The organism is Flavobacterium sp. KACC 22758 (genome assembly GCF_028736135.1).
Taxonomy (GTDB): domain Bacteria; phylum Bacteroidota; class Bacteroidia; order Flavobacteriales; family Flavobacteriaceae; genus Flavobacterium; species Flavobacterium johnsoniae.
In genome coordinates this window covers 4,745,123-4,769,255 of sequence record NZ_CP117878.1, presented here as the reverse complement: position 1 = coordinate 4,769,255, position 24,133 = coordinate 4,745,123, and the positions used below count along the sequence as shown (strand labels likewise).

25 protein-coding genes are annotated in these 24,133 nt (G+C 33.7%); 8 read left to right on the top strand and 17 right to left on the bottom strand.

Annotated features, from left to right (window positions below):
• Positions 1-67: 67 nt before the first annotated feature.
• The gene (gene lipA, locus PQ462_RS20160) at positions 68-934 is read right to left on the bottom strand and encodes a lipoyl synthase (RefSeq protein ID WP_012022335.1); all 867 of its coding nucleotides are present in this window, start codon (positions 932-934) and stop codon (positions 68-70) included.
• Positions 935-1,229: 295 nt separating this feature from the next.
• Here lipA and PQ462_RS20155 point away from each other — a divergent pair, with 295 nt between their 5' ends.
• Both PQ462_RS20155 and PQ462_RS20150 read left to right on the top strand, forming a co-directional pair.
• Positions 1,230-2,099 (top strand): M48 family metalloprotease, encoded by an 870-nt coding sequence (locus PQ462_RS20155; RefSeq protein ID WP_274251323.1) that lies wholly within the window; start codon positions 1,230-1,232, stop codon positions 2,097-2,099.
• A 208-nt stretch (positions 2,100-2,307) separates the two neighbouring features.
• Positions 2,308-3,183 carry a M48 family metalloprotease gene (locus PQ462_RS20150; protein ID WP_274251322.1) on the top strand — a complete coding sequence of 292 codons (876 nt, stop codon included), beginning with the start codon at positions 2,308-2,310 and terminating at the stop codon, positions 3,181-3,183.
• 56 nt (positions 3,184-3,239) lie between these two features.
• Here the strand turns inward: PQ462_RS20150 and PQ462_RS20145 are convergent, their stop codons facing one another.
• The 11 genes from PQ462_RS20145 to recF all read right to left on the bottom strand — a co-directional run bounded on the left by PQ462_RS20145 (position 3,240) and on the right by recF (position 13,115).
• On the bottom strand, positions 3,240-3,620 hold the full coding sequence (locus PQ462_RS20145) for a PH domain-containing protein (protein ID WP_012022332.1): 381 nt from the start codon (positions 3,618-3,620) through the stop codon (positions 3,240-3,242).
• Positions 3,621-3,805: 185 nt separating this feature from the next.
• Entirely contained in the window at positions 3,806-4,636 is an 831-nt protein-coding gene (locus PQ462_RS20140; protein ID WP_274251321.1) for an energy transducer TonB, read from the bottom strand.
• Between the two features lie 154 nt (positions 4,637-4,790).
• Complete coding sequence (locus PQ462_RS20135) at positions 4,791-5,342, bottom strand: RNA polymerase sigma factor (protein WP_012022330.1); 552 nt, start codon at positions 5,340-5,342, stop codon at positions 4,791-4,793.
• A complete protein-coding gene (locus PQ462_RS20130; protein WP_274251320.1) occupies positions 5,333-6,439 on the bottom strand; it encodes a glycosyltransferase in 1,107 nt (368 codons plus the stop codon). The genes PQ462_RS20135 and PQ462_RS20130 overlap by 10 nt, the downstream gene beginning before the upstream one ends.
• Before the next feature lie 84 nt (positions 6,440-6,523).
• Complete coding sequence (locus PQ462_RS20125; RefSeq protein WP_121360203.1) at positions 6,524-7,138, bottom strand: FMN-binding negative transcriptional regulator; 615 nt, start codon at positions 7,136-7,138, stop codon at positions 6,524-6,526.
• A 10-nt stretch (positions 7,139-7,148) separates the two neighbouring features.
• Complete coding sequence (locus PQ462_RS20120) at positions 7,149-7,607, bottom strand: GNAT family N-acetyltransferase (protein ID WP_274251319.1); 459 nt, start codon at positions 7,605-7,607, stop codon at positions 7,149-7,151.
• A 39-nt stretch (positions 7,608-7,646) separates the two neighbouring features.
• Positions 7,647-8,660, bottom strand: coding sequence for a UDP-N-acetylmuramate dehydrogenase (gene murB, locus PQ462_RS20115; RefSeq protein ID WP_274251318.1), 1,014 nt, complete (start codon positions 8,658-8,660; stop codon positions 7,647-7,649).
• 173 nt (positions 8,661-8,833) lie between these two features.
• The gene (locus PQ462_RS20110) at positions 8,834-9,937 is read right to left on the bottom strand and encodes a pyridoxal phosphate-dependent aminotransferase (RefSeq protein WP_274251317.1); all 1,104 of its coding nucleotides are present in this window, start codon (positions 9,935-9,937) and stop codon (positions 8,834-8,836) included.
• 153 nt (positions 9,938-10,090) lie between these two features.
• Positions 10,091-11,149: a glycosyltransferase gene (locus PQ462_RS20105; RefSeq protein ID WP_274251316.1), complete on the bottom strand. Its 1,059-nt coding sequence runs from the start codon at positions 11,147-11,149 to the stop codon at positions 10,091-10,093.
• Positions 11,150-11,245: 96 nt separating this feature from the next.
• Positions 11,246-11,923, bottom strand: a complete 678-nt coding sequence (locus PQ462_RS20100) for a DUF2461 domain-containing protein (protein ID WP_274251315.1) — start codon at positions 11,921-11,923, stop codon at positions 11,246-11,248.
• Between the two features lie 112 nt (positions 11,924-12,035).
• Positions 12,036-13,115 carry a DNA replication/repair protein RecF gene (gene recF, locus PQ462_RS20095; RefSeq protein WP_274251314.1) on the bottom strand — a complete coding sequence of 360 codons (1,080 nt, stop codon included), beginning with the start codon at positions 13,113-13,115 and terminating at the stop codon, positions 12,036-12,038.
• 238 nt (positions 13,116-13,353) lie between these two features.
• Between recF and PQ462_RS20090 the strand changes: the two genes are divergently transcribed.
• The 6 genes from PQ462_RS20090 to PQ462_RS20065 all read left to right on the top strand — a co-directional run bounded on the left by PQ462_RS20090 (position 13,354) and on the right by PQ462_RS20065 (position 19,608).
• Positions 13,354-14,133, top strand: coding sequence for a tetratricopeptide repeat protein (locus PQ462_RS20090; protein WP_274251313.1), 780 nt, complete (start codon positions 13,354-13,356; stop codon positions 14,131-14,133).
• A gap of 79 nt (positions 14,134-14,212) precedes the next feature.
• Positions 14,213-14,785: a 6,7-dimethyl-8-ribityllumazine synthase gene (gene ribH, locus PQ462_RS20085; RefSeq protein ID WP_012022320.1), complete on the top strand. Its 573-nt coding sequence runs from the start codon at positions 14,213-14,215 to the stop codon at positions 14,783-14,785.
• Between the two features lie 163 nt (positions 14,786-14,948).
• Positions 14,949-16,883: a DNA mismatch repair endonuclease MutL gene (mutL, locus tag PQ462_RS20080; RefSeq protein WP_274251312.1), complete on the top strand. Its 1,935-nt coding sequence runs from the start codon at positions 14,949-14,951 to the stop codon at positions 16,881-16,883.
• A complete protein-coding gene (locus PQ462_RS20075) occupies positions 16,880-17,629 on the top strand; it encodes a rhomboid family intramembrane serine protease (protein ID WP_012022318.1) in 750 nt (249 codons plus the stop codon). Before mutL ends, PQ462_RS20075 begins: the two co-directional genes overlap by 4 nt.
• A gap of 46 nt (positions 17,630-17,675) precedes the next feature.
• Positions 17,676-18,539 (top strand): rhomboid family intramembrane serine protease, encoded by an 864-nt coding sequence (locus tag PQ462_RS20070; RefSeq protein WP_274251311.1) that lies wholly within the window; start codon positions 17,676-17,678, stop codon positions 18,537-18,539.
• Between the two features lie 16 nt (positions 18,540-18,555).
• Positions 18,556-19,608 carry an endonuclease/exonuclease/phosphatase family protein gene (locus tag PQ462_RS20065; protein ID WP_183044554.1) on the top strand — a complete coding sequence of 351 codons (1,053 nt, stop codon included), beginning with the start codon at positions 18,556-18,558 and terminating at the stop codon, positions 19,606-19,608.
• Here the strand turns inward: PQ462_RS20065 and PQ462_RS20060 are convergent.
• The 5 genes from PQ462_RS20060 to PQ462_RS20040 form a co-directional block, all read right to left on the bottom strand.
• A complete protein-coding gene (locus PQ462_RS20060; RefSeq protein WP_274251310.1) occupies positions 19,605-20,219 on the bottom strand; it encodes a WbqC family protein in 615 nt (204 codons plus the stop codon). The two genes, PQ462_RS20065 and PQ462_RS20060, sit on opposite strands and share 4 nt — an antisense overlap.
• A gap of 87 nt (positions 20,220-20,306) precedes the next feature.
• Positions 20,307-21,860 carry a signal peptidase I gene (gene lepB, locus PQ462_RS20055; RefSeq protein ID WP_274251309.1) on the bottom strand — a complete coding sequence of 518 codons (1,554 nt, stop codon included), beginning with the start codon at positions 21,858-21,860 and terminating at the stop codon, positions 20,307-20,309.
• Positions 21,861-21,924: 64 nt separating this feature from the next.
• The gene (dapB, locus tag PQ462_RS20050; protein WP_121360212.1) at positions 21,925-22,626 is read right to left on the bottom strand and encodes a 4-hydroxy-tetrahydrodipicolinate reductase; all 702 of its coding nucleotides are present in this window, start codon (positions 22,624-22,626) and stop codon (positions 21,925-21,927) included.
• Positions 22,627-22,664: 38 nt separating this feature from the next.
• Entirely contained in the window at positions 22,665-23,225 is a 561-nt protein-coding gene (locus PQ462_RS20045; RefSeq protein ID WP_012022312.1) for a DUF5683 domain-containing protein, read from the bottom strand.
• Positions 23,225-24,133, bottom strand: a complete 909-nt coding sequence (locus PQ462_RS20040) for a ParB/RepB/Spo0J family partition protein (RefSeq protein WP_274251308.1) — start codon at positions 24,131-24,133, stop codon at positions 23,225-23,227. The genes PQ462_RS20045 and PQ462_RS20040 overlap by 1 nt, the downstream gene beginning before the upstream one ends.

The window sequence follows — 24,133 nt, the reverse complement described above, 5'->3', positions numbered from 1 at the left end:
TTATTCGTTTAACTGTTTAATCGTTTAATCGGTTTTACAATTAAACGATTAAACGATTAAACTTTTTCTATAAAATGTGTTTTTGTGCTTTGTATGAAGAACGAACAAGAGGTCCGCTTTCAACATGACGGAAACCTAATTCAATACCGTATTTTTCGTATTTAGCAAACAATTCAGGAGTAATGAATTCTTTTACAGGTAAATGTTTTTTAGTTGGCTGTAAGTATTGGCCAATCGTAACAACATCAACATTTGCATCACGTAAATCTCTCATTGTCTGGTACACTTCTTCTTCGGTTTCACCAAGTCCAAGCATAATTCCAGATTTAGTTCTGTTTATTCCTTTTTCTTTTAAATAGCGTAAAACTTCTAAGCTTCTGTCGTATTTCGCCTGAATACGCACTTCGCGTGTTAAACGACGAACAGTTTCCATATTATGCGAAACTACCTCAGGATTTGCTTCAACGATTCTGTCAATGTTTCTTTCAATTCCCTGAAAGTCCGGAATTAAAGTTTCAAGAGTAGTATTTGGGTTCATTCTGCGGATGGCTCTTACGGTTTCCATCCAAATGATAGAACCGCCATCTTTTAAATCATCTCTGTCAACACTTGTAATTACAGCGTGTTTGATATTCATGATTTTAATAGAACGCGCTACTTTTTCAGGTTCGTCCCAATCTACCGTTTCAGGTCTTCCGGTTTTAACACCGCAAAAACCGCAAGAACGTGTACAAACGTTTCCTAAAATCATAAAAGTTGCCGTTCCCTCACCCCAGCATTCTCCCATATTAGGGCAGCTTCCAGAGGTGCAAATTGTATTTAAACTGTATTTATCAACTAAACCACGAAGTTCAGTATATTTTTGTCCAATAGGTAATTTTACCTTCAACCATTTTGGTTTTGCAGGTGGTATGTTTTCAATGACTGTTTCCATATATCATAAATCTGAATACAAAGATACGGAATGTAGTTTATTTGGAGATGCTAATTTAGTTTTCGTTTGCTTTTTATACCTTCTGATTTCATTTAAAAATAGTAAGTTCAAATATTAATTATTTGTATTTATTGAGTTTTTATAGTTTATTTTTTTATTCTTCTTTAATATTTTGATGTTTTAATCTGATTTTTAAAATTTTAAATCCTGTCTTATTCTATCATAAATTTGACGTTTTTGGGCCATGTGAAATTTATGCTGTAGTAATTTTGTTGTTAATTTAAAGTTTAATAACATGAAAAAAAGATTTACTGTATTAGGAATTTTATTGGCTGCTTTTAGTTTTACTAAAATAAATGCACAAATACTTTCAGACAAAGCCATGGGCGCTTTGGGTAAAGGGGTGTCAGGATTTACTTTTAGTGATGCAGATGCCGCTGCTTTGGCTAAAGAATCAATTGCTGAAATGGATGCAAATAATCCTGTTGCAGGACCTGAGGACGGGTATTCAATTCGATTGAATCGTGTATTTGGAAAACATACTTCAAGTGAGGGAGTTACTTTAAACTATAAAGTTTATTTAGTAAAAGATATTAATGCTTTTGCCTGCGCAGATGGAAGTGTGCGTGTATTTGCCGGTTTAATGGATATAATGGATGATAATGAACTGCTTGCCGTTATTGGACATGAAATTGGCCACGTAGTAAATCACGATACAAGAGATGCTATTAAAGCTGCTTATAAAAAAGAAGCACTACTAGATGCTGCTTCATCACAGTCAGGAAAAATCGAGACTATGACAAAGTCTCAATTGGGGGAAATAGGAAGTGCAATGATTGACAGCAAACACAGCAGAAAACAGGAATCTGAAGCTGATTCATTCTCATATGATTTCATGAAAAGAAATGGTTATGATGTAAATGCTGTAGAATCAGCTTTTAGAATTCTTCAAAATTTAAGTGAAGGTACAGAGGCTTCTTTTATGACCAAAATGATGAGTTCGCACCCAGATTCTGGCAAAAGAGCAGACACTGCTAAGAAAAAAGCAACAAAAGATGGTTTGTATAAAGCTTATGTACAGCAGAAAATTGATAATTCTGCACCTGTAAAAGCAAAAACACCAGCCAAAGCACCTGCTAAAAAGGCAGCAGCAAAAAAGAAATAATTTTTCTATAAAACCTAAAAACGGCAAATTCTGTAAAGAACTTGCCGTTTTTTTTGCTTCAAGGTTAAGGACTATCAACAATAACGGCAAATAGTTATAAGCTTATTTAAAATTTATACCTTTAATTTGTTGAAAAAACAAGTTCTGAGTGAAATGAAATAGCATTTTGTTATGCTACATTTGTTGTTAAATTGTAATTATAAAAAACATGAAAAAGAAAATTATAATAGCAGGATTCTTATTTGCAGCATTTGGTTTTACAAATATGAATGCGCAGATTAATTTAGGTGATAAAGCGATTGGAGCACTTCAAAAAGGTGTTGCCAGTTTTACGCTGAGTAACGCAGATGCAGCGGCTTTGTCTAAAGAAGCAGTTCGCAAATTAGATTCCACTAATCAAGTAGCAGGACCAACTGACGGTTATACTTTAAGATTAAACCGTGTTTTTGGAAAACACACTGCCGGTGAGGGTTTTACCTTAAATTATAAAGTTTACAAATTAAAAGAAGTAAATGCTTTTGCAACTGCAGACGGAAGTGTACGTGTATATTCAGGTTTGATGGATATAATGGATGATAATGAATTGCTGGCAGTAATTGGTCATGAAATTGGTCACGTTGCAAACAATGATTCAAGAGATGCAATGCGTGCAGCTTATCAAAAAGAAGCATTAATTGACGGAGTGTCTTCACAATCGGCTAAAATTTCTGCAGTAACTGACAGTCAGTTAGGAAAAATAGGAAGTGCCTTAATCGATAGTAAACACAGCCGTAAACAAGAAACGGAGGCAGATTTATACTCATACAATTTCTTGAAGAAAAACGGTTATAACGTAAATGCCGAAGAATCTGCTTTTAGAATTTTAGCAAAAATGAGTGAAGGAGCAGAGGCTTCATTTATTGATCAAATGATGAGCTCTCACCCAGATTCTAAGAAAAGAGCTGATGATGCTAAAGCAAGAGCTGAAAAAGACGGTGTTTACAAACCATACGTACAGCAAAAAATAGACAATAAAGTTCCAAAAGCGGCGACTGTGAAAAAAACAACTACTACAAAGAAAACTACCACTACAAAGAAAAAATAGTCTTTGAGAAAATAAAAAACGGCAGATTTAAATCTGCCGTTTTTTTATGCTTCAAATTAACCTAAAACATGATGTGCCAAAACTTTTTGAACATCATACACGTTTACTGATTTATTAAATTGTTTTACAATACTTGGGTTTAATTCGCTCGAAACCCAGATTTTTAATTCAGCATCAAGATCAAAAGTTCCTGCTGTTTCTACGCTAAAGCGGGTAATGCTTTTATAAGCAATTGACTTGTATTCGGTTTTGCTTCCTGTTAATCCTTGTACATCAACCAAGATTAATCTTTTGTTGGTAAAAATAAAAGTGTCACGGATTAGTTTAAAACCCATTTCAATTTCCTCATTGTCTGTTAAAAGCTGACCGTATTTCTTTAGTAAATCTTCCTGGCTTACAGTTCCTGCGTTGCCCATAAGAGCTGAAAATATTCCCATTTTATTTGTTTTTAATTTTGATTAATTTTTTAGTGTATGTAAAATTAAATAAATTGGAGAATAAAAACGTTTCTAAGCATTAAGAGATTAAGAAAAATTAAGGTTTAATAAATGCTAAATCTTTTAATCTCTTATGGCGGATTTTTATATAAAAAAAGCAGAACCGAAGTTCTGCTCTTGTATTTTTATTCTGGTTGTGTTTGTATTGTTATTGGAAGATTGTAGGCAGTCCTAACTGCTTTTCCGTCGATCATTCCTGGAGCCCATTTTGTTTTTAATGATTTTAAAACTCTAACAGCTTCTTTTCCTAATCCATAACCCGGATCGTTTTTAACTAAAATATCAGTCATCGAACCGTCTCTTTCGATTACAAAAGAAACGTAAACACGTAAAGTTCTTTCTTCATCCAATTCTGGTCGGGTAAAATTTTTGCCTACATAAGTGTAGAAATTTTTTATCCCGCCCGGAAACTCTGGCATTTTGTCTAATGCAGCAGGAGTATAAGGTCCTGAAACTACAGGTGTGTCAATTTCACCAGTTCCTGGCCCTCCAGTTGTAGGCATTGTATTAACGCCTGTTCCAGGTCCGGCAGCAGTATTGTCTACAACAGGAGTGTTTTCTCTGTTTGTTGCAATTTCTGTAACTGCTTGATCAGCATGAGTGATAACAGGATTTGTTAATTGAGATGAAGTAACAGGAGCTTGTGATGCAGGCTCTTGCTTTTGTGCAGGAGGTGCAATGTACTCTTCAACTTTGGGTTTCACAATGTCGTTAAGATCAGTTACTACTAAAGGCTTGTAAATTACCGGTTCAGGATCAACAGTATTATCAATACTAAATTTATTAACCAGCATCGATACACTTCCCACGGCTGTTAGTAATAACAAAGCCATAAACAACGCATTGACAGTTGTTTTAGAATTTTCTTGGCGTAATTGATACGCTCCGTACTCTTTGTTTTTGTTTTCGAAAACAAGATCGGTCCACTTGCTTTCATAGATGCTTAATTTAGACATGATTTTTGGATTTTAAGGTTAAGTAACTTTAAATCATACGCGTAAAGGAGTTGGGTTTTAGCAAACAACGTAGAAGTTGTTGTTTTAGTGTGAATAGATAGTTTTTTTAAGAAAAAATGCGATTATAATTTAATCTTTTCTTAAAGATAATAAATTATCTATTACGATTGATGATTTCTGCTAATAATTTTTTAGCGCGTAGTATTTTTACTTTAACATTACTTAAAGGTTCATCAATCTTGTCAGCAATTTCCTGATAAGACAATTCCTGAAAGTAGCGAAGCTGTATTACTTCCTGATAATGGGGCTTTAATTCTTTAATGCATAAAAGCAAACGAGATAGATTTTGCTCTTTAATTAATGCATCTTCTGCAGATGGAGTAGTGTCGGCAATATTATATGCCTGCTGGTCTTCTGTATCAGTAATTTCGATAAAAAGGCTGGTTTTCTTTTTACGCAGTAAATCAATATATACATTTTTTGCGATGGCAATAAGCCAGGTATTAAACTGAAATTCGGGATTGTACGAAGCTATTTTGTCAAAAGCCTTAGAAAAAGTTTCTATCGTAACGTCTTCAGCTGTGGTTTCATTTTCTGTACGTTTAAGCATGAAGCTGTAAACTTCATTCCAGAAATAATCTAATAAAAAAGTAAAGGCGACCTGGTCACCTTTTTTTGCTTTTTCTATTTTAGAATTTATTTCCAATATACAGGTTTTGAAAAAATATTAGTTATAAAGATATTAATTTGCGTTAATATAAGCGCTATCTCTATAATAGGAAACCAGATTTTAATATCATTTTCCTTTAATTTTCCGGCAGAAAATCCAATTACAGTCCAAACTACTGTGTATCTCGTTGCCAAAATAGCCACAACAGCAATCCATTGAAATTGAAAAGCCAGCAAAACAATAACTGATAAAAAGAAAAATAATTGTGAACAGAAGAAAAGTCCTAATTGAAATTTATCAAAAAACTTATAATGTTCTGCTGTAGAAATATGTCTTCTTTTTTGAGTAAACCAATCTTTAAAAGATTCCTTTGGGTTTGAATATGTAAAACCTTCCGGATTATAGGATATTGTTGTATTTGATTTATTAGCGGCCTGATTTATAAATAAATCATCATCGCCGGAACGAACCTGAATATGATCGATAAAACCATTTACATTAAAAAACTCTTCTTTTTTATAGGCTAAATTACGGCCGACTCCCATGTACGGAAGTCCTGCTTTTGCCCATGAAAAATATTGAACTGCCGTTAAAACAGTTTCAAAACGAATTATTTTGTTTAAAAAAGAACGCTCTCTTTTTTCGTAACCTCCATATCCTAAAACAATAGTTTTGCTTTCTGTAAATTGAGAAGTCATAGAAGTAATCCAATCTTTTGATGTTGGATAACAATCAGCATCTGTAAATAAAAGGTATTCTTTTTTGGCAGCCTTAATTCCCAGTGTCAATGCGTATTTTTTATTTCCCCAAAAAGCTTCGTTGTTTTCAACTTTAACCAGACGAATATTTGGATATTTTTGCTCAAACTCTTCAAAAACTTCCAAAGTTTCGTCGCTTGAAGCATCATCAATTAAAACAATTTCAAAATCAGGATAATTTTGTTCTGCTAACAACGGAACAAATTTCTTTACATTTTCTTCTTCATTTTTTGCACAGACAATTACAGAAACCGGAATGTTTTTTGGTGTAATTTCTTGAGGTTTGGCAAAAGCAAACTTTCCAAAAATTCCTAAATAGTAGAAAAGTTGAATAAAAACAACAGCAATAAAGAAGTAAAATAAAGTTATAAGCATATGGTTTTAATGTCTGTTAGTACTTGAATTTTTGCGAGAACAAATGTAGTTATGAATTCCTAATTTTCAATGTTTAATGCTAATTTACTTTCGGCATTTTGACATTTCTTTTGCAACAGCAATAGACTGAGGGTTTTCGGTTTTCTCTAATTCTGAAATTATGTTTTTATAATTATGATCGTCGCGGTTTTGAGAAAGTTTTTTAGTGGCCTGAATCTCATCAATTTCAATTTCAAGACCAAAAATTCCTCTGGCTTCGCGCATTGTTTTATCTGATAAATTTTCAACACGAACCGGATTTACAGAATTTGCTTCGTATTTGTCAACTAATTTTTTGAGCTGGTCTACAGAGGTATCGTAATCAACTATTTTGATTCTTCCATAAACATGTACGGCTATGTAATTCCAGGTTGGCACATTTTCATGGTCGTACCAAGAGGACGAAATGTAACTATGCGGACCGGAAAAAACGGCTAAAACCTGATCGTTTGCTGCAAAACCTTCGGCCTGCGGATTGAGTTTAGAAATATGACCTTCCAGAATTTCTTTTCCCTCGGCATTAATTCCTAATTCCATTGGAATATGCGTGGCGCATAATTTTCCGTTGGTTTGATTAATCAGGATTCCAAAACTATTTTCTTTTAAAAATGTTCTGATTTCTTCCTGATTTTCATTTTTGTATAAATCTGGTGTGTACATTTTCTTGTTTTTATATCAAAGACTTTCCAAAACAAATTGCTTCTGGTCTGTCAATATATTTTCCATAATTTGGAATTATATTGTATTGTTGTTTTTTGTAAAATTCTACGGCTTCGAGATTTTTTACTCTGGTTTCTAAAACTAATTCGGTAAAGCCAATTTTCTTTGCTTCTTTTTCCAGAAATGCCAGAATAGTCTGCCCGATTTTCTTTCCCCGAAACTTTGAATACATTCGTTTTACCTCGCCAATATTTCCTTCAATTGGTCTTATTGCACCGCATCCTATAATTTCATTGTTTAATTCTGCTGTGACAAATACAAATTTTGCATTATTGTTCTGCCAGTCTGTAAACGAATTTCTGCCGTCACTTCCAAAACGAAGATAGAGATTTGAAGACAATTCTTCGAGAATTGAAGTTGCTTTTTCATCATCCGGGTTTATTACTTTTATGGAAATGTCTTCTGTCATTATGCAGAATTGAAAATGATAAATTATTAAAAGGGATTCTTAAATTACATTCACTTCGGCTTCAATCTTAATTCCGAAGGTTTCAAAAACAGTTTTTTGAACTTCTTTAGAAACATTCAAGATTTCCTGACCTGTAGCATTTCCATAATTAACCAAAACCAAAGCTTGGTTTTTGTGAACTCCGGCATCGCCAAAACGTTTTCCTTTAAAACCAGCTTGTTCAATAAGCCATCCAGCAGGAACTTTTACTTCGGTTTCTGAGACTTCGTAAAATTTCATTTCAGGGAATTTTTTGTGGATTTGCTCGAAATCAGATTTCAATAAAATTGGGTTTTTAAAGAAACTGCCGCTGTTTCCCAGTTCTTTCGGATCCGGAAGTTTACTTTGTCTAATCGCAATTACAGCATTGCTTACATCTTTTAGAGTTGGTTCTGATATGTTATTTTTAGCTAATTCGGCTAAAATATCGCCATACGATGTATTAATTTTATGATTGCGTTTTGTCAATTTATAAATAACCGAAGTGATAATAAACTGATCTTTTACTTCATTTTTAAAAATGCTTTCGCGATATCCAAAATTACATTCGGCATTTGTAAAAGTTTTACTTTCCTGAGTTTCGATGTTTATGGCATTGCAGGAAACAAAAGTGTCTTTTATTTCTGTCCCATAAGCGCCAATGTTCTGAACAGGAGTTGTGCCTACATTTCCGGGAATTAGAGACATATTTTCTAATCCGCCAAAATTATTGTCGATTGTCCAAAGAACGAAATCGTGCCACGTTTCGCCCGCCTGACTTTCTACCCAGACAAAATCTTCGTCTTCTTTAATTATTTCTTTGCCTTTTAAATCAATATGAATAACCAATGCGTCTATATCTTTGGTCAAAAGCATATTGCTTCCGCCGCCAAGAATGAACTTTTTTTCGTTTTTATTTTCTTTTAAAATGGTTTTTAATTCTTCAACAGAATGTACTGCGATGAATTGTTTGGCTTTGGCTTCGATACCAAAAGTATTGTAGTTTTTTAAAGAAAAATTGGATTGGATTTCCATATATAAAAGCTTTTTAATCTGGGCTCAAAAGTAAGGATTATAATTTTTGGTTGTACCGCAAAGACACAAAGTTTGCGCAAAGTCCGCTAAGTTTTTCTGCGGCAGATTAGCACAGATTGAAAAAAATGTTGAAATGGGTTAAATCCTAATCTTTTGCCGGTTTTTTAGAATCTTTATTTTACAGCTTCAATAAATTGCTGCATTTCTTTCATAGTGCCAATTGTAATTCTGGTCCATTTTCCGTTTTCTTCGTAGATTTTTGTTCCTTGTATGTTGTTGTTTTCTAATTGTTTAAAGTAGTCTTTTTTGTAGTTGTCTAGAGAAAAATAGATAAAATTGGCTTGGGAAGGAATGCAGGTTAGATTTAATTTGGTAAGCTGCTCGATAGTATATTTTTTGACTTCCTCATTTACAGTTTGCACTTGCTGAATAAATTTATCGTCATTTAATGAGGCCAGAGCAGCAGCTGTTGATGCTGAACTGACAGATAAATTAGGAGACGATTTTAAAGCGCTGAGTTCGTCAATTGTTGATACAGCAGCAATCGCATAACCAATTCGCGCGCCGGCTAAACCGTACATTTTTGAAAAAGTTTTAGTGATAATTAAATTTTGGTTTTCAATTACAAGACTGCTCAGAGATTTTTCTTTTGTGAAATCAAGATAAGCTTCGTCAACAAAAACAATTATATTTTTAGGTACTTCTTTTACAAAAGCAACCAGCTGTTCGTAATTACAGATTGTGCCCGTTGGATTATTAGGATTGCAGATGTAAATCATTTTTGTATCTGAATCAATTGCTTTTAACATTGCTGTTAAATCATGTTTTTTATCTGCGGTTAACGGAACCGTAATTTTTTTGAGGCCTAATTTCTCAGAAGGGAATGTCCAATAGTTAAAGGTTGTTTCGGCAAGTATGAAATTTCCCTTTTTTAAAGCAGTATATTGAAGAACTAAATCTAAAATTTCTGTTGAACCGGCACCTAATAGTATATTGTTGTCTGAAACGCTGTTCTTTTTTGCAATAAGTGAAATCAATTCTCCTGAAAGATCCCAGCCGTATCGATTACTGCTGTTGACGCTTTTTTGCATGGCAGTGCGGGCGAGTGGAGAAGGACCATACGGATTTTCATTTGATCGTAATAATATGGGAGATTTATCTAAATCTAAAGAAACATAGTTTTCTGCTGACGGATTTGCAAATGTTTCAAATTGGGTAAAGCTTAATCCGATTGCGCCTAAACCTATTTGTTTTAACCAGTTTCTTCTATTGCTCATATTATTTAAGAATTAAATTAGATAATTCATTTTTAATAATATGTCGTTGAGATTGAAGAAAAGTTACGATGGTTTTTTTTACCGCAGATTTGCAAAGATTAGAAAGATTGGTTAAAATCTGTTTAATCTAATAATCTGTGGCTGAATTTTAGGTTAGTTATTTCGAGAATCCAACAACTCATGATATCGATCAGCAATAAGCTTCATATTACTATTATAATTCGCATTTTTCTCAACAAACTTTCTATTTCTTAAAATAGCCTGATTTCTGGACTCAGCATTTTCAAATGACCAGATCAATTCATTGGCGAGCATTTCGATATTGTCAATTTCAATTAATTGTCCGTTTTCACGATGTGTAATCCAGCTCTGGTTTCCGGGAATATCAGAAACAACAGGGTAACAATTACAAGCCATTGCTTCAAATAATGATGCCGAAACGCCTTCGGTAATTGGCATGCTGATATAGATATTGGATTGCTGTAATAGTTTTGGAAGTTCTGTATTTGGGATTCTTCCTGTAAAGGTTACTTTGTTATCGATTTGCAGTTCTTTGGCTAAATCTTTTAAATACTGCAATCTGGTTCCATCTCCAACAATTGTAAGCGAAAAATCGATTCCTTTTTGATGTAAAATTCCGAAAGCTTTTAAAATAGAATCATGGCGGTATTCCGGCTGTAAAGAACGTGTTACAATCGCTTCAATTTTATTTGAATTGTTGGTTGAAGGATTAAAAAGCGACAAATCAATTCCTTTTGGAACAACCAAAACTTTACTCATATCAACGCCGATTGCTTTCATGTGAATTGTCATGACAGGCCCCCAGGCATGAATTAAATGTGCTTTTTTGAAAGCATATTTCTGAATGAATTTCTTAAAAGGATATAAAACAGAACCTTCCGGCCATAAATCAGTTCGGCCTTGCTGTGCAATGGCAATAGTTTTAGAACCGGATAAAGCAGCAAGAAAGCCGTAACTTGTAGTTCTTTCTGCAATAACCATATCTGGTTTTTGGTTTCTAATAATTTTTCTAATAGAAACAGGAGAAAAGAAATATTCTAAAATACGTTTGAATCTGTTAAGTTTTGAATTGTTTGGCGTTTGAAGTTCCCAGGTGATAATTTCAAAATCGCCGAATTCTTTCAAACCTTTCATCCAGGTTATAGCGTCAGCACGGTAAGATTCTCCAAGAAAAAGTATTTTTCTTTTCATTTAAGTATTGTTTTTTGCCACAGATTAAAAAGATTAAGGATTTTGCTGCTGCAAAAATTAATCTGAGAGAATCCGTTAAATCTGTGGCAAATAAAACTAAAATTCCTCAGTTTCTAAAGCTCGGTTTATAAATTCGTTTAAAGGTTTTAAAGCAATTAGTTTTTTGCTCATTTTCGAAACGAAATCTTTCTGCGTAACTTCAGAAATATCATATTTTTGAGTAGCTGTAAAACTCTTCAATTTTAAAAACTCAATTGCCGGATGGTCTTTTTCGTAACCGCGGGGCATGCTTTTTAGTGAATTGTTTTCGTTTATGTCTAAACTTCCAAATTCTTTTTTAAAGTTTTTATCGTTTAATATTTCTTGCAGATCATCGTAGAAAAAAGCAATTTCCTTGCGGACTTTTTTTAAATCTTCAGAGTCAGGAGAGTAAAATCCGCCGGCGATAAAACTGGCGCCTTTTTCTATATGAACATAATATCCCGCACGATTTGCACCTTTTGCACCAGTTGACATCCAAACGCCCAAATGTGCTTTATAGGGAGATTTGTCTTTTGAAAATCGAATATCACGATTAATTCTAAAAGTACAATTTTTAACTTCCAGCAATTCTAATGAAGGATCGAGAGGTTTCATAGCATCCAGAAAATCACTTACCAATTGATGGTAATTTTTTTTGAAGACTTCATAACGTTTTTTGTTATCCTGAAACCAGTCTCTATTATTGTTCTTTTTTAAATCGTCTAAAAATTGCAATGATTCTTTCGTTAACATATTCTGTATTTTATTGCAGTTGTTTTTAAGTTTTTCAGGCTAATTTAAGAATTTCTATTTTGGGTTTGCTTATGAAGCCTGATACAAATTGTACCAATTTTCAATTAAAAAATTATAAATTGAATATCTTATACGTTTGGTGCGTCGATTTTACAATCGCTTCGGTTCGTTCCGGATGTGTATCTGAAATAAAAAGCTGTCCAAAAGTTTCGCTGTTCACCATTTCGACAATTTTAGCAACGCGGGTTTCATCCAGTTTGTCAAAAATATCATCAAATAATAAAATAGGTTTTACACCGCTTTGTTTTTTCAGAAATTCAAACTGAGCCAGTTTCAAGGCGATCAAAAACGATTTTTGCTGTCCCTGTGATCCGAATTTTTTTATAGGATGTGAATCAATTTCAAAAGACAAATCATCTTTATGTATCCCTGAGCTTGTGTAATGCAGCGCTCTGTCCTTATTTATGTTTTCCTGTAAAAGCGTTAATAAATCTTTTTCAAACAAATGACTTTCGTAAACTAATTGCACCGATTCTTCTGAACCTGTTATGGTCTGATGGTGTACATTAAATATAGGTATGAATTCTTCGAGAAACTCTTTTCTTTTTTCAAAAATCGATTTTCCAAATTCATTTAACTGCTCATTATATATAGATAAGGTGTCGTTGTCGAAAGTGTGGTTGAGCGCAAAATATTTTAAAAGGGCATTTCGCTGTACAATTACTTTTTGATATTGAATAAGCTGATGCAGATACGTTGAATCTAACTGCGAAATAACGCTGTCCATAAATTTGCGGCGTGTTTCACTTCCTTCCACAATTAAATCGCGGTCTGCCGGCGAAATAATTACAAGCGGAATGAATCCGATATGATCAGAAAATTTATCGTATGCTTTTCCGTTTCTTTTTAAAACCTTTTTTTGTCCTTTTTTTAAACTGCAGACAATTTGCTCTGTTCTGTCATTTTTTTCTAATTCGGCATCAATTACAAAAAACTCTTCTCCGTGTTTGATGTTTTGCACGGCAAGCGGATTAAAATAACTTTTTCCGTAAGCTAAATGATAAATTGCATCCAGAACATTGGTTTTTCCAATTCCGTTTTTGCCTACAAAGCAGTTGATCTTGATGTCGAAATCAAAACCGGCTTCAGAGAAATTTTTATAATTGAATAAAGAAAGTTTGTTTAAATGCATTTTGAGACTCTAAAAAGAAAATTTACTGTTTTATGCCAGTAAAATTAAGGATGTAAAATTATCTAATTTTATCGATATAAAGGGCTTTTAGGATGTTTCAAGTTGATTTATTTTGATACTGATGTGAAAGGACTTAGCTTTATTGAAAATATTTTTTTTAAAATAGTGATAATTTTGATTTTTTTTGCCTCAGTTTCAAGAAAAATTTTATTTTTGCCGTTCACTAAATTAATTTTAAATGGCTACTTACAATAAAAGAGGATATAAAGCACCAAAAGAGAAGGAAGTTAAAGAAGTAACTGAAGAACAACAGGTGGTAATTGATGAAAAAGACAGCACAACTGCTGGTGTTTTTTCTAAATTAGACGAAACTGCTTCAAGAACTGAGGATTGGGTTGCTAAAAATCAAAAAATCATTATTGGTTTAGTTGCTGGTATTGCAGTTGCTACTATTGGTTATTTGGCTTACCAAAAATTTATTGAAACTCCTAAACAAGACGAAGCTGCAAACGAAATGTTTGTTGCACAGCAAAACTTTCAAAAAGCTGTTGATGGTGTAGCAAGTGATTCATTATACAAATTAGCATTAAACGGATCTGAAGGTAAATTTGGATTTGTGAAAATTGCTGACGAATATTCTGGAACTGATGCAGGAAATTTAGCAAACTACTATGCTGGTATGGCATATTTAAATACAGGTAATTTTGACGATGCTATTAAGTATTTAGGCGAATTTAAATCTGAAGATATGATTTTAGGCGCTTTAGCAAAAGGAGCTATTGGAGATGCTTACTCTCAAAAAAATAACCAAAAAGAAGCTTTAGATTATTATGTAAAAGCTGCTGAATCAAACAAAAATGATTTTACTACACCTCGTTTCTTGTTAAAAGCTGCTAAAACTGCTTTAGCTTTAGGACAGAAAGAAGATGCTTTAAAATATTTAAATAATATTAAAGATAATTTCGATGCTGCTCCAGAAGCTGCTTCTGTTGAGGCATTGATTGGATTAGCGCAATAATTTATAATTTTAGAGTTAAGAATTTAGATTTTAGATTCGTATTTTTACAGTCTGAAACTTAAAAATCTAAAATATACAAATGGCTACTGAAAATAAAAATTTATCAGAATACGATAAAAACACGATCCCAAATGCGAAAGACTTTCGATTTGGGATTGTTGTTTCTGAGTGGAATGATGTTATAACAGAAGGACTTTACAATGGCGCTTTTGAAGCCTTAATTGATTGTGATGTTCCTGCACAGCAAATTATCCGTTGGAATGTTCCGGGAAGTTTTGAGCTGATTTACGGTGCAAAAAAAATGCTGCAGACACAAAATGTAGATGCAGTTATTGTTATTGGATGCGTAATTCAGGGAGAAACAAAACATTTTGATTTTGTGTGCGAAGGTGTAACTCAGGGAATAAAAGATTTGAATGTTCAAACTGATATTCCGGTTATCTTTTGCGTTTTAACAGATAATAACATGCAGCAGTCAATTGACAGAAGCGGCGGTGTTCATGGTAACAAAGGAACCGAAGCGGCAATTGCAGCAATTAAAATGGCTTATATTCGCCAGCAGGCTTCTATTTCTCATCCGTTTAACCAGCCTTTATTATCTTCTGGTGCACTTCAAATTGAAGAAACACCTATAAAAATCGAGAAAGAATAAAACACATTTGTTTTAAAATATTAAAACCTATACTGTGTCATAATAGTATAGGTTTTTTGTTTTTTTTATGATTACTGATATTCAAAAAGCCAGTAGAAATTTACTAAATTTGTGCTTCTTGGTTTTTAATTTAAACCCTAAACCTTAAAATTATTTTTGCTTAATGTCGAGTATTATTCAATTACTTCCTGATCACGTTGCTAACCAGATTGCTGCAGGAGAAGTGGTCCAAAGACCAGCTTCTGTTGTAAAAGAGCTGTTAGAAAATGCTGTTGATGCAAAGGCAACTGATATCAAATTGATTATAAAAGATGCCGGCAAATCCTTAGTTCAGGTTATTGATAACGGAGTAGGAATGACGGTTACTGATGCACGTTTGTGTTTTGCACGTCATGCGACTTCTAAAATTCGTCAGGCCGAAGATTTGTTTTCACTGGGAACAAAAGGTTTTCGCGGGGAAGCTTTGGCTTCTATTGCTGCGATTGCACATATGGAAATGAAAACCAAACAAGAACAGGATGAATTAGGAACGCATATTGTAATTGAAGGAAGTAAGTTTGTTTCACAGGAAGTGGCAGTTCTGCCAAAAGGAACATCATTTGCCGTTAAAAACCTATTTTTTAATATTCCGGCACGTCGTAACTTTTTGAAGTCGGATACGGTTGAATTTCGCCATGTAATGGATGAGTTTCAGCGTGTAGCTTTGGCGCATCCCAATATTCACTTCAGCTTTTATCATAACGGAAGCGAATTGTACAATCTTCCCGCTGCAGGATACCGTCAGCGAATTGTGGGGATTATGTCGGGTAAAACCAATGAAAAGCTGGTTCCTGTAAATGAAGATACAGAAATTATCAGCATACAGGGATTTGTGTGTAAACCCGAATTTGCTAAGAAAAACAGGGGAGAACAGTTCTTTTTTGTAAACGATCGTTTTATAAAAAGCGGCTATTTGCATCATGCAGTTATGGCTGCTTACGACGGACTTTTAAAAGATGGTTCACAGCCGAGTTATTTCTTGTATTTGCAAGTACCGCCAAATACAATCGATATTAACATTCATCCAACTAAAACAGAAATTAAGTTTGATGATGAACAGGCTTTATATGCCATTTTAAGAGCTTCGATTAAACATAGTTTAGGGCAGTTTAATGTAGCTCCTGTTTTAGATTTTGACAGAGATTCAAATTTAGATACACCGTATCACTATAAAGATGTAGAAGCAGAAGTGCCGACAATTCAGGTTGACGGAACTTTTAATCCTTTTACAGACGATAAAACCAATCAGCATTATACAAAAGCGAGCTCAGGATCAGGTTCTGGTTACAGTTCAGGATCCTCTTCGTCTTCTGGATCAGGTTCAGGTTCATCTTATTCTGGATATTCAAAAAGGGTAGAGCCAACTGTAAGCTGGGAAAGTTTATATGTGGGTTTAGATACTGAAAATCCGGAAACTATCGAAAGTTCGCCTTTTATATTTGAAAATGAAGAAGTAACTTCTTCTTTATTTAATGATGATGAAGTTGAACAGGCGAGTCAAAAAACCTATCAAATACATAAAAAATATATTGTTTCGCCAATAAAATCCGGAATGGTAATCGTTGACCAGCATCGTGCGCATCAGCGTATTTTGTATGAGCAGTTTTTGCTGAATATGACCGTAAATCAGGCTTCGAGCCAGCAATTGCTGTTTCCGCTGGATTTATTTTATTCTTCTTCAGAAATGAAATTGATCGAAGAATTAAAACCTTCGTTAGAAACAACGGGATTTGTGTTTGAAGAAGCACAAACAGATCATGTTGTAATTTCCGGAATTCCAGTAAACATTACCGAAAGCGAAGTTTCTTTAGTAATAGAACAGTTGTTGAGCGATTTGCAAGACGGAATTCCTGCAAGCAGTTATAGTCAGAACGATACTATTGCCAAATCGATGGCAAAAAGTTTAGCGGTTAAAACCGGATCTTATTTAACCGAGAAAGAACAAGATAATCTGGTAAACGGTTTGTTTGCCTGTAAGGATCCTAATATTTCACCTTTTCAAAAACCTACCTTTATCACTATGCGTGTTGAAGATATAGATAAAAAATTTGCCTTATGATGAATATGACTCCAGTTGTAAAACAACTTCTTATAATTAATATAATAGTTTTTATTGGTGCTCAGTTAGTGCCGGTTTCTTACGAATATCTGGCGCTGTTTTTTCCGGAAAATCCAGGATTTAAAGTTTGGCAGCCTATTACGCACATGTTTATGCACGGCGGTTTTGCTCACATCGCATTTAATATGTTTGCACTTTATTCGTTTGGATCAACATTAGAGCATTTCTGGGGCGGGAAGAAATTTTTATTCTTCTATATTTCATGTGGACTAGGAGCCGCTTTGGTAAATTTTGCAGTAAATTATTATTTCTATCAGGACAGTTTAAATATTCTGCTGGCTAATGGATATCACAAAGCAGATATTTTGAATTTACTGAATGACGGAAAAATTGATACGAGATGGCAGCAAATTTTGACCGTTTCAGAGTTTAAACATTTCATGAATGCTTATTTAGGAACTGTTGTTGGAGCATCTGGAGCTATTTACGGATTACTTGTGGCATTTACTTTTATGTTTCCAAATGCAGAACTTGGAATTATGTTTATTCCAATTCCAATTAAGGCTAAATATTTTGTGCCGATTTATATGCTGTTGTTTGATGGGTTTTTTGGAATCTTCGGAAGTTCTTTAATGGGAATCGATTCCGGAATTGCTCATTATGCTCATATTGGCGGTGCTTTTTTTGGATTTATGATCATGTGGTACTGGAAAAAAAATCAGTTTAATAACAATCGTTGGAATTAATTTTTAACTTTAATTGATTAATTTTAAGAAACCAAAAGAAGACTTTATGAATATCCTTGACGATTTAAAACTTCAATATAAATTAGGCGGTATCGCTTTGCGTGTTATTTATTGGAATATCGCTTGTTTTCTCATCTCTTTAGTTTTTTTCTATCAATTTTCTAACGGAAGTTTTGCTTTTCCAAACTGGCTGGCTCTGTCTTCAGACCCACAGGTTTTTATGTTTAAACCGTGGACGTTTTTAACGTATGCATTTTTTCATTTCGGATTTATGCATTTGCTGTTTAATATGCTGGTTTTAAACTTTGCCAGCAATTTGTTCCTGACTTTTTTTACGCAGAAACAATATTTAGGTTTGTACATTTTGGGAGCCATTTTTTCGGGGATTGTATTTGCTTTGAGTTTTTATGTTTTAGGAACTTCGGCATCAATAGTTGGAGCTTCGGCTGCTATAATGGCAATTTTAGTTGCGGCAACGACCTATCAGCCTTTAATGAATGTTCGATTGTTTTTGTTTGGCAATGTAAAGCTTTGGCATATTACAGGGGTAATTTTAGTTTTAGATCTAATGCAGTTTCGTTTGGATAATATGGGAGGTCATATTTCTCATTTAGCCGGTGCTTTTTTTGGATTTATCTTTATTAAGCTGCTTCAAAACGGAACAGATTTAAGTACTGTAATTACCAGAATATTAGATTTTTTTACTAATCTTTTTAGAAAATCACCAACGACCCCATTTAAAACAGTTCATAAGAATTATAAAAAGCCGACTGAAAAAACAACATCAAAAATTGTCACAAAAGACAAAACACAGCAGCAAATCGATGAGATTTTGGATAAGATCAGTCAGTCTGGTTATGACTGCCTGACAAAAGAAGAAAAAGAGTTTTTGTTTAAAGCTGGAAAATAATCCTTAGCAGAATACTATGAAAAACCTTTCGTGGTTTAATAAAATAATGTTCTTTTTGAATATAGTGCTGACTGTGCTTACATTTAGCGTCTATATTCTGCCTTTTTTAGCACCTAAGAGTTTTCCGCTTTTATCGGTGCTTACGCTGTTTATGCCGGCTTTTTTTGTTGCTAATGGATTGTTCTTTGTTTACTGGGCAATTCAGTTTAAAAAACGCCTTATTTTGTCTGGTTTGGTTTTATTAACCGGAATTACTTTTATCAGTAAGTTTTATAAATTTTCTGCCAAAGAATATAGTAAAGACGAAAAGGATTTTTCGGTAATGAGTTATAATGTCCGCTTGTTTAATGTTTTTAAATGGCTTGACCGCGACGATATTCCCGAAAATATAAAAGGATTTATAGATGAGAAAGACCCGGATATTTTGTGTATTCAGGAATATTCAAACTCTGCACATTTGGATTTAAAAGTGTATCCGCATCGTTACATTTTTATTGATGGGAAGCAGATAAAAACAGGTCAGGCTATTTTCTCAAAATTCCCAATTATCGACGAAGGAAAAATTGTTTTTCCTAAATCAGATAATAATGTGGTTTATGCTGATATTAAACGCGGAAAGGATATTATTCGTGTTTATAATATGCACCTGCAGTCTATCAAAATATCTCCGGATGTAAGTGAAATTTCAGACGATATTGATAATGTGAACCAAAAAAAATCACAGCGTATTTATGCCAGAATCAGCAAAGGATTTACGCAGCAGCAAGAACAGGCTGAAATTTTTAAAGAGCATATAAAAAAGTGCAAATACCCTATTATTATTTGCGGAGACATGAATAACAGCCCGTTTTCATACGTTTACAGAAATATTAAGGGAAAACTTAAAGATGCTTTTGAAGAGGCTGGAGAAGGCTTTGGAGCAACGTATAAGTTTAAATATTATCCTGCAAGGATTGACTATATTTTTACCGACACTAAAATGAAGGTAAAACAATTTGAAAGCTTTCCTGATTTTGAAAACTCAGATCATTATCCTATAATGACAAGGCTTTCAATAGATCAGTTTTAGATTATTTTTTGGGTTTTTAAATAATCCATTGCAAATTTCCCTTCATTAAAAAGTAAATCCAAAACACTCAAGTTGTTGATAAACCCGTGTTTGTCATCGAAAACCTGAATATATTTTTCGAATGAATTCTGGTCTTTTTTTCCGTTTGCTAAATGTCTGAAATCAGAAATGTTTTCAACTTCGTGAAAATATTCGGTTGTTTTTCCAAACTCCAATTTCATTCTAAGACATTTTGTTACCGTGTCCAGAACTTCAAAATTAAGATCCATCAAAAAGTTATGTTTTTTCTCAAAAATAGGAGCGATATCATCTTCAAAGTACTCAAAGAAAGGAGAACTTCTATATGCTGCTTCTAATGACTTAAAATGCTGTTTCTGCCAGTCAAATTCGTTTTCAATTAAAATATCTTTCGTTTTTTGATGTGCCGCTTTAGAGTGTTTAACCGGTATATTTAATAATTGAATTCCGTTTGGGCTATAGATATAAGTACGGTTTCTATTGGTCTGTTTCTGAAAATTATCTTCCATCTCAAAAGTTATATTTTCAGATTGAGCCATAACTGCAAAGTGGCTGATTGACGGAAAATAGGTGGGAAGTATTAAAGAGTTCATTGCGGTTTTAGTTTAATCGGTAAATCGTTTAATCGTTCTTTTTGAGAAACGATTAAACGATTTACCAGTTTAACGAATTAACGTTTTTTATGCTTTATTTTGTTTTCTTTTTTTCCAGAAGAATTCTCCAACGAAGTAAAGAGCTAGAATGATTAAGAAATATTTAAAGTAGGATTGCGGCTGTCCTTCGCCGTCAACTGTTGTAAATACTCTGCTCCAGCGAATTTTATTGATACCTTTTCCGTTTGTATCCCAGCTCATCCAGATGAAAACCGGCTTACCTACTATATGGTTTTCCGGTACATAACCCCAATAACGGCTGTCTTCAGAGTTATGGCGGTTGTCTCCCATCATCCAATAGTAATTTTGTTTGAATGTATAGGTGTTTGTTTCTTTACCATTAATTAAGAATTTAGAACCTTGTAATGCTAAAGTGTTTCCTTCGTAATTGGTAATGATTTCTTTGTAAAATGGCAGAGATCCATTTGTTAAAGCAACTGTTTTTCCTGCTTCCGGAATATAAATCGGACCAAAATTATCCTGACTCCATTTGTTAATGTGAGGGAAAATAGCATTGTCGTTTCCGTTGTCAATTTCTCTTTTTACAGCGGTAACGCCCGGAGTGTTTTTTAAACGTTCTGCACCTGCTTCGGTTAATGCTCTAAAATAAAGAGTATCTCTTTTTTCTGTTCTAAAACCTGCAGGATCAGTAATATCTAATTCTTTGAATAAAGATTCGAAATCTATTGAAGTTTTTCCGTCTAAAGCTACAGAATAAGAATATTGAGGTTTTGCTCTTTCAGGTAAAACCAGTTTTTTGCCGTTAATAAAAACAAATCCGTCTTTAATAGACAAACTGTCTCCTGGAACACCAACACATCTTTTTACGTAGTTTGATTTCTTGTCGATTGGTTTTATAACACCCGGTCTTCCTTTTGGCTCGTAGAAATAATGTACCGTATCTACCGGCCAGTTAAAAACTACAATATCATTTCGTTTTATTTTTTCGAAAGCCGGAAGTCTAAAATAAGGCAGTTGAGGCCAGCTTAAGTATGATTTTCTTTTTGTTAACGGGATAGAGTCATGAACCATTGGCAATGCAACAGTTGTCATTGGTACTCTTGGACCATAATTTAATTTACTTACAAATAAGAAATCACCAATTAAAAGTGATTTTTCTAATGAAGAAGTTGGAATCGTATAAGGCTGAATTACGTAAGTATGAACCAAAGTTGCTACGATAATAGCAAAAAGAAGCGAACTTACAGTATCAGCTGTTTTGTTTTCTGGAGTTAATTTTCTATTGGAATTGTACTCTAATTTTTGAGTATAGTTTACATAATAGATGTAAAAACCAAGCGTAAAAATTCCTAAAAGTGTATCTAAAGTCGATTTTTTTCCAAAGGTTCTAAGTGTTTCAACCCAAACAACCGGAAACATAATCAAATTAATAATTGGAATGAAAAGCAGTAAAGTCCACCAAGTTGGGCGGCTGATGATTTTCATCAATACGATTGAGTTATATACCGGAATTGCTGCTTCCCAGCTTTTTCTTCCTGCTGCCAGATACAGTTTCCATGTACCCGCAAAATGAATTATTTGAACAGCCAGAAAAAATACGAACCAAGAGTAAAGTGTCATAATATTGTATTTTAAGTTTCAAATTAAGGATTGAGGTTTTGTTTAATCCAAAATTTTATTCTGTTTATTGTAGATTTAATACGTCTTTCATTGTGAAAATTCCTTGTTTCCCAGCAAGCCATTCTGCTGCAATAACGGCACCAAGAGCAAAACCTTCACGATTATGAGCAGTATGTTTAATTTCGATACTGTCAATAACTGAATCGTAATTTACGGTATGTGTACCCGGAACTTCGCCAATTCTTTTAGCTTCAATATGAATTTGATTGTTTTTTGCTTCTTCTAAAGTCCATTCTGCATAATTGCTGTTTTGGATAACACCTTGTGCCAGAGAAATTGCAGTACCGCTTGGCGCATCAAGTTTATGCACGTGGTGAATTTCTTCCATTGAAACTTTGTAAGAATCAAATTGATTCATGATTTTGGCTAAATATTCATTTAATCCAAAGAAAATATTTACTCCAAGACTAAAATTTGAACTTGAAATAAATCCGCCTTTTTTCTCATTGCAAAGTGCAATCATTTCATCGTAATGTTCCAGCCATCCTGTTGTGCCTGATACCACTGGTACATTAGCATTAAAAGATGCAGAAATGTTGCTTACTGCTGCAGATGGAACGCTGAAATCAATGGCAACATCGGCTGTTGAAAGTCCGTCATAAGTATTGAATTCATCTTTCTTTAAAACTATTTCATGACCTCTTTCTAAAGCAATTCTTTCGATTACTTTACCCATTTTTCCGTATCCTAAAAGCGCAATTTTCATTTTGTATGTATTTGTGATTGTTTTAAACAGAAAGCTGTTTAAAAGCGATAATTAAAAGTTAGTCCAACATTTGGTTTAAATGTTACATCGTTGGGATAAATTTCCGGACGCATCGATAGTCTTTCGTTTACGTTAAATTGAATTAATGCAGCATCAACATTGGCATCGATGATGTTTAAAACGTAAAATCCAACAACAAATAAAGCAGAAAGGTCTCTGTTTCTCTGGTAAAATTTTTGTCCTGCAACAAGACGGCTTTCATCCAGATATTGGTATTTATCGTCATTATAGCCTTCTAATCTTCGTTTATAGGCGTTTCTGTAATCACGATATTTATTGTTGTTGTCTATATAGAAGTATAAACTTGTACCAATAGCTCCGTAAACTAAAGGAATTTTCCAGTATTTTTTATTATATGCTTGGCCTAAGCCGGGTAAAATAGCAGAGTAAAAGGCTGCTTTTGCTGGTGTCAGCGGGTCTATTTCTTCTAACGCAATACTGTCTTTAGCGACCAAAACCGTTTCTTCTTTTACCTGGGCAAAAAGAGAGACGGTTCCTAAGAGAAAGAACAATAAACTTATGGGGACAATTTTATTCACTATCCGTTTATTAATTTTATGATTCTGTTAAAATCGGCTTCAGAATTAAATGGAATCGTAATTTTTCCTTTTCCGTTACCAGCAACTTTTATATCAACTTTCGAACCAAAATAATCATTGAAAGTATTTTTTTGCGTTTCTCTAACTACAAATGCAGAATCAGGTTTGGCTTTTCCTTCTCCTTCTGCTTTTGGCTGCTGGCCTTCGTGATAGTTTTTAACTAAAGCTTCGGTTTCACGAACTGATAAGTTCTGGCTTACGATTTTTTGGTAAATATCAGTCTGTACATCTAGATCTTCTATATTAATGATGGCACGGCCATGTCCCATACTGATAAAACCATCGCGAATACCTGTTTGGATAATCGGATCTAATTTTAAAAGACGTAAATAGTTAGAAATAGTTGAACGTTTTTTTCCAACTCGTTCGCTCATTTGTTCTTGTGTTAATTGAATTTCGTCAATTAAACGCTGGTAAGAAAGAGCGATCTCGATTGGGTCTAAGTCATGACGCTGAATGTTTTCAACTAATGCCATAACTAATGACTCATTGTCATTAGCAATACGAATGTAAGCCGGAACATGAGTTAAACCAATTAAAGTAGAAGCACGTAAACGACGCTCTCCCGAGATTAACTGGTATTTATTGAAATCTAATTTTCGAACAGTAATAGGTTGAATTACACCAAGTTCTTTAATAGAAGTGGCTAATTCACGTAATGATTCTTCATTAAAATTGCTTCTAGGCTGAAACGGATTTATTTCGATAGCACTTATTTCAAGCTCAATAATATTTCCAACAACCTTATCAGCATTTTTGTCTTCTACTGATTTAATGTCGTTTTCCGGATCCTTTAATAATGCTGATAATCCTCTTCCTAAGGCTTGTTTTTTAATTGCTTTTGTCAT

Coding starts and splice junctions, on each gene's coding strand:
- lipA (WP_012022335.1), bottom strand. CDS start 934: ATGGAAACAGTCATTGAAAACATACCACCTGCAAAACCAAAATGGTTG.
- PQ462_RS20155 (WP_274251323.1), top strand. CDS start 1,230: ATGAAAAAAAGATTTACTGTATTAGGAATTTTATTGGCTGCTTTTAGT.
- PQ462_RS20150 (WP_274251322.1), top strand. CDS start 2,308: ATGAAAAAGAAAATTATAATAGCAGGATTCTTATTTGCAGCATTTGGT.
- PQ462_RS20145 (WP_012022332.1), bottom strand. CDS start 3,620: ATGGGAATATTTTCAGCTCTTATGGGCAACGCAGGAACTGTAAGCCAG.
- PQ462_RS20140 (WP_274251321.1), bottom strand. CDS start 4,636: ATGTCTAAATTAAGCATCTATGAAAGCAAGTGGACCGATCTTGTTTTC.
- PQ462_RS20130 (WP_274251320.1), bottom strand. CDS start 6,439: ATGCTTATAACTTTATTTTACTTCTTTATTGCTGTTGTTTTTATTCAA.
- PQ462_RS20125 (WP_121360203.1), bottom strand. CDS start 7,138: ATGTACACACCAGATTTATACAAAAATGAAAATCAGGAAGAAATCAGA.
- PQ462_RS20120 (WP_274251319.1), bottom strand. CDS start 7,607: ATGACAGAAGACATTTCCATAAAAGTAATAAACCCGGATGATGAAAAA.
- murB (WP_274251318.1), bottom strand. CDS start 8,660: ATGGAAATCCAATCCAATTTTTCTTTAAAAAACTACAATACTTTTGGT.
- PQ462_RS20110 (WP_274251317.1), bottom strand. CDS start 9,937: ATGAGCAATAGAAGAAACTGGTTAAAACAAATAGGTTTAGGCGCAATC.
- PQ462_RS20105 (WP_274251316.1), bottom strand. CDS start 11,149: ATGAAAAGAAAAATACTTTTTCTTGGAGAATCTTACCGTGCTGACGCT.
- PQ462_RS20100 (WP_274251315.1), bottom strand. CDS start 11,923: ATGTTAACGAAAGAATCATTGCAATTTTTAGACGATTTAAAAAAGAAC.
- recF (WP_274251314.1), bottom strand. CDS start 13,115: ATGCATTTAAACAAACTTTCTTTATTCAATTATAAAAATTTCTCTGAA.
- PQ462_RS20090 (WP_274251313.1), top strand. CDS start 13,354: ATGGCTACTTACAATAAAAGAGGATATAAAGCACCAAAAGAGAAGGAA.
- ribH (WP_012022320.1), top strand. CDS start 14,213: ATGGCTACTGAAAATAAAAATTTATCAGAATACGATAAAAACACGATC.
- mutL (WP_274251312.1), top strand. CDS start 14,949: ATGTCGAGTATTATTCAATTACTTCCTGATCACGTTGCTAACCAGATT.
- PQ462_RS20075 (WP_012022318.1), top strand. CDS start 16,880: ATGATGAATATGACTCCAGTTGTAAAACAACTTCTTATAATTAATATA.
- PQ462_RS20070 (WP_274251311.1), top strand. CDS start 17,676: ATGAATATCCTTGACGATTTAAAACTTCAATATAAATTAGGCGGTATC.
- PQ462_RS20065 (WP_183044554.1), top strand. CDS start 18,556: ATGAAAAACCTTTCGTGGTTTAATAAAATAATGTTCTTTTTGAATATA.
- PQ462_RS20060 (WP_274251310.1), bottom strand. CDS start 20,219: ATGAACTCTTTAATACTTCCCACCTATTTTCCGTCAATCAGCCACTTT.
- lepB (WP_274251309.1), bottom strand. CDS start 21,860: ATGACACTTTACTCTTGGTTCGTATTTTTTCTGGCTGTTCAAATAATT.
- dapB (WP_121360212.1), bottom strand. CDS start 22,626: ATGAAAATTGCGCTTTTAGGATACGGAAAAATGGGTAAAGTAATCGAA.
- PQ462_RS20040 (WP_274251308.1), bottom strand. CDS start 24,133: ATGACAAAAGCAATTAAAAAACAAGCCTTAGGAAGAGGATTATCAGCA.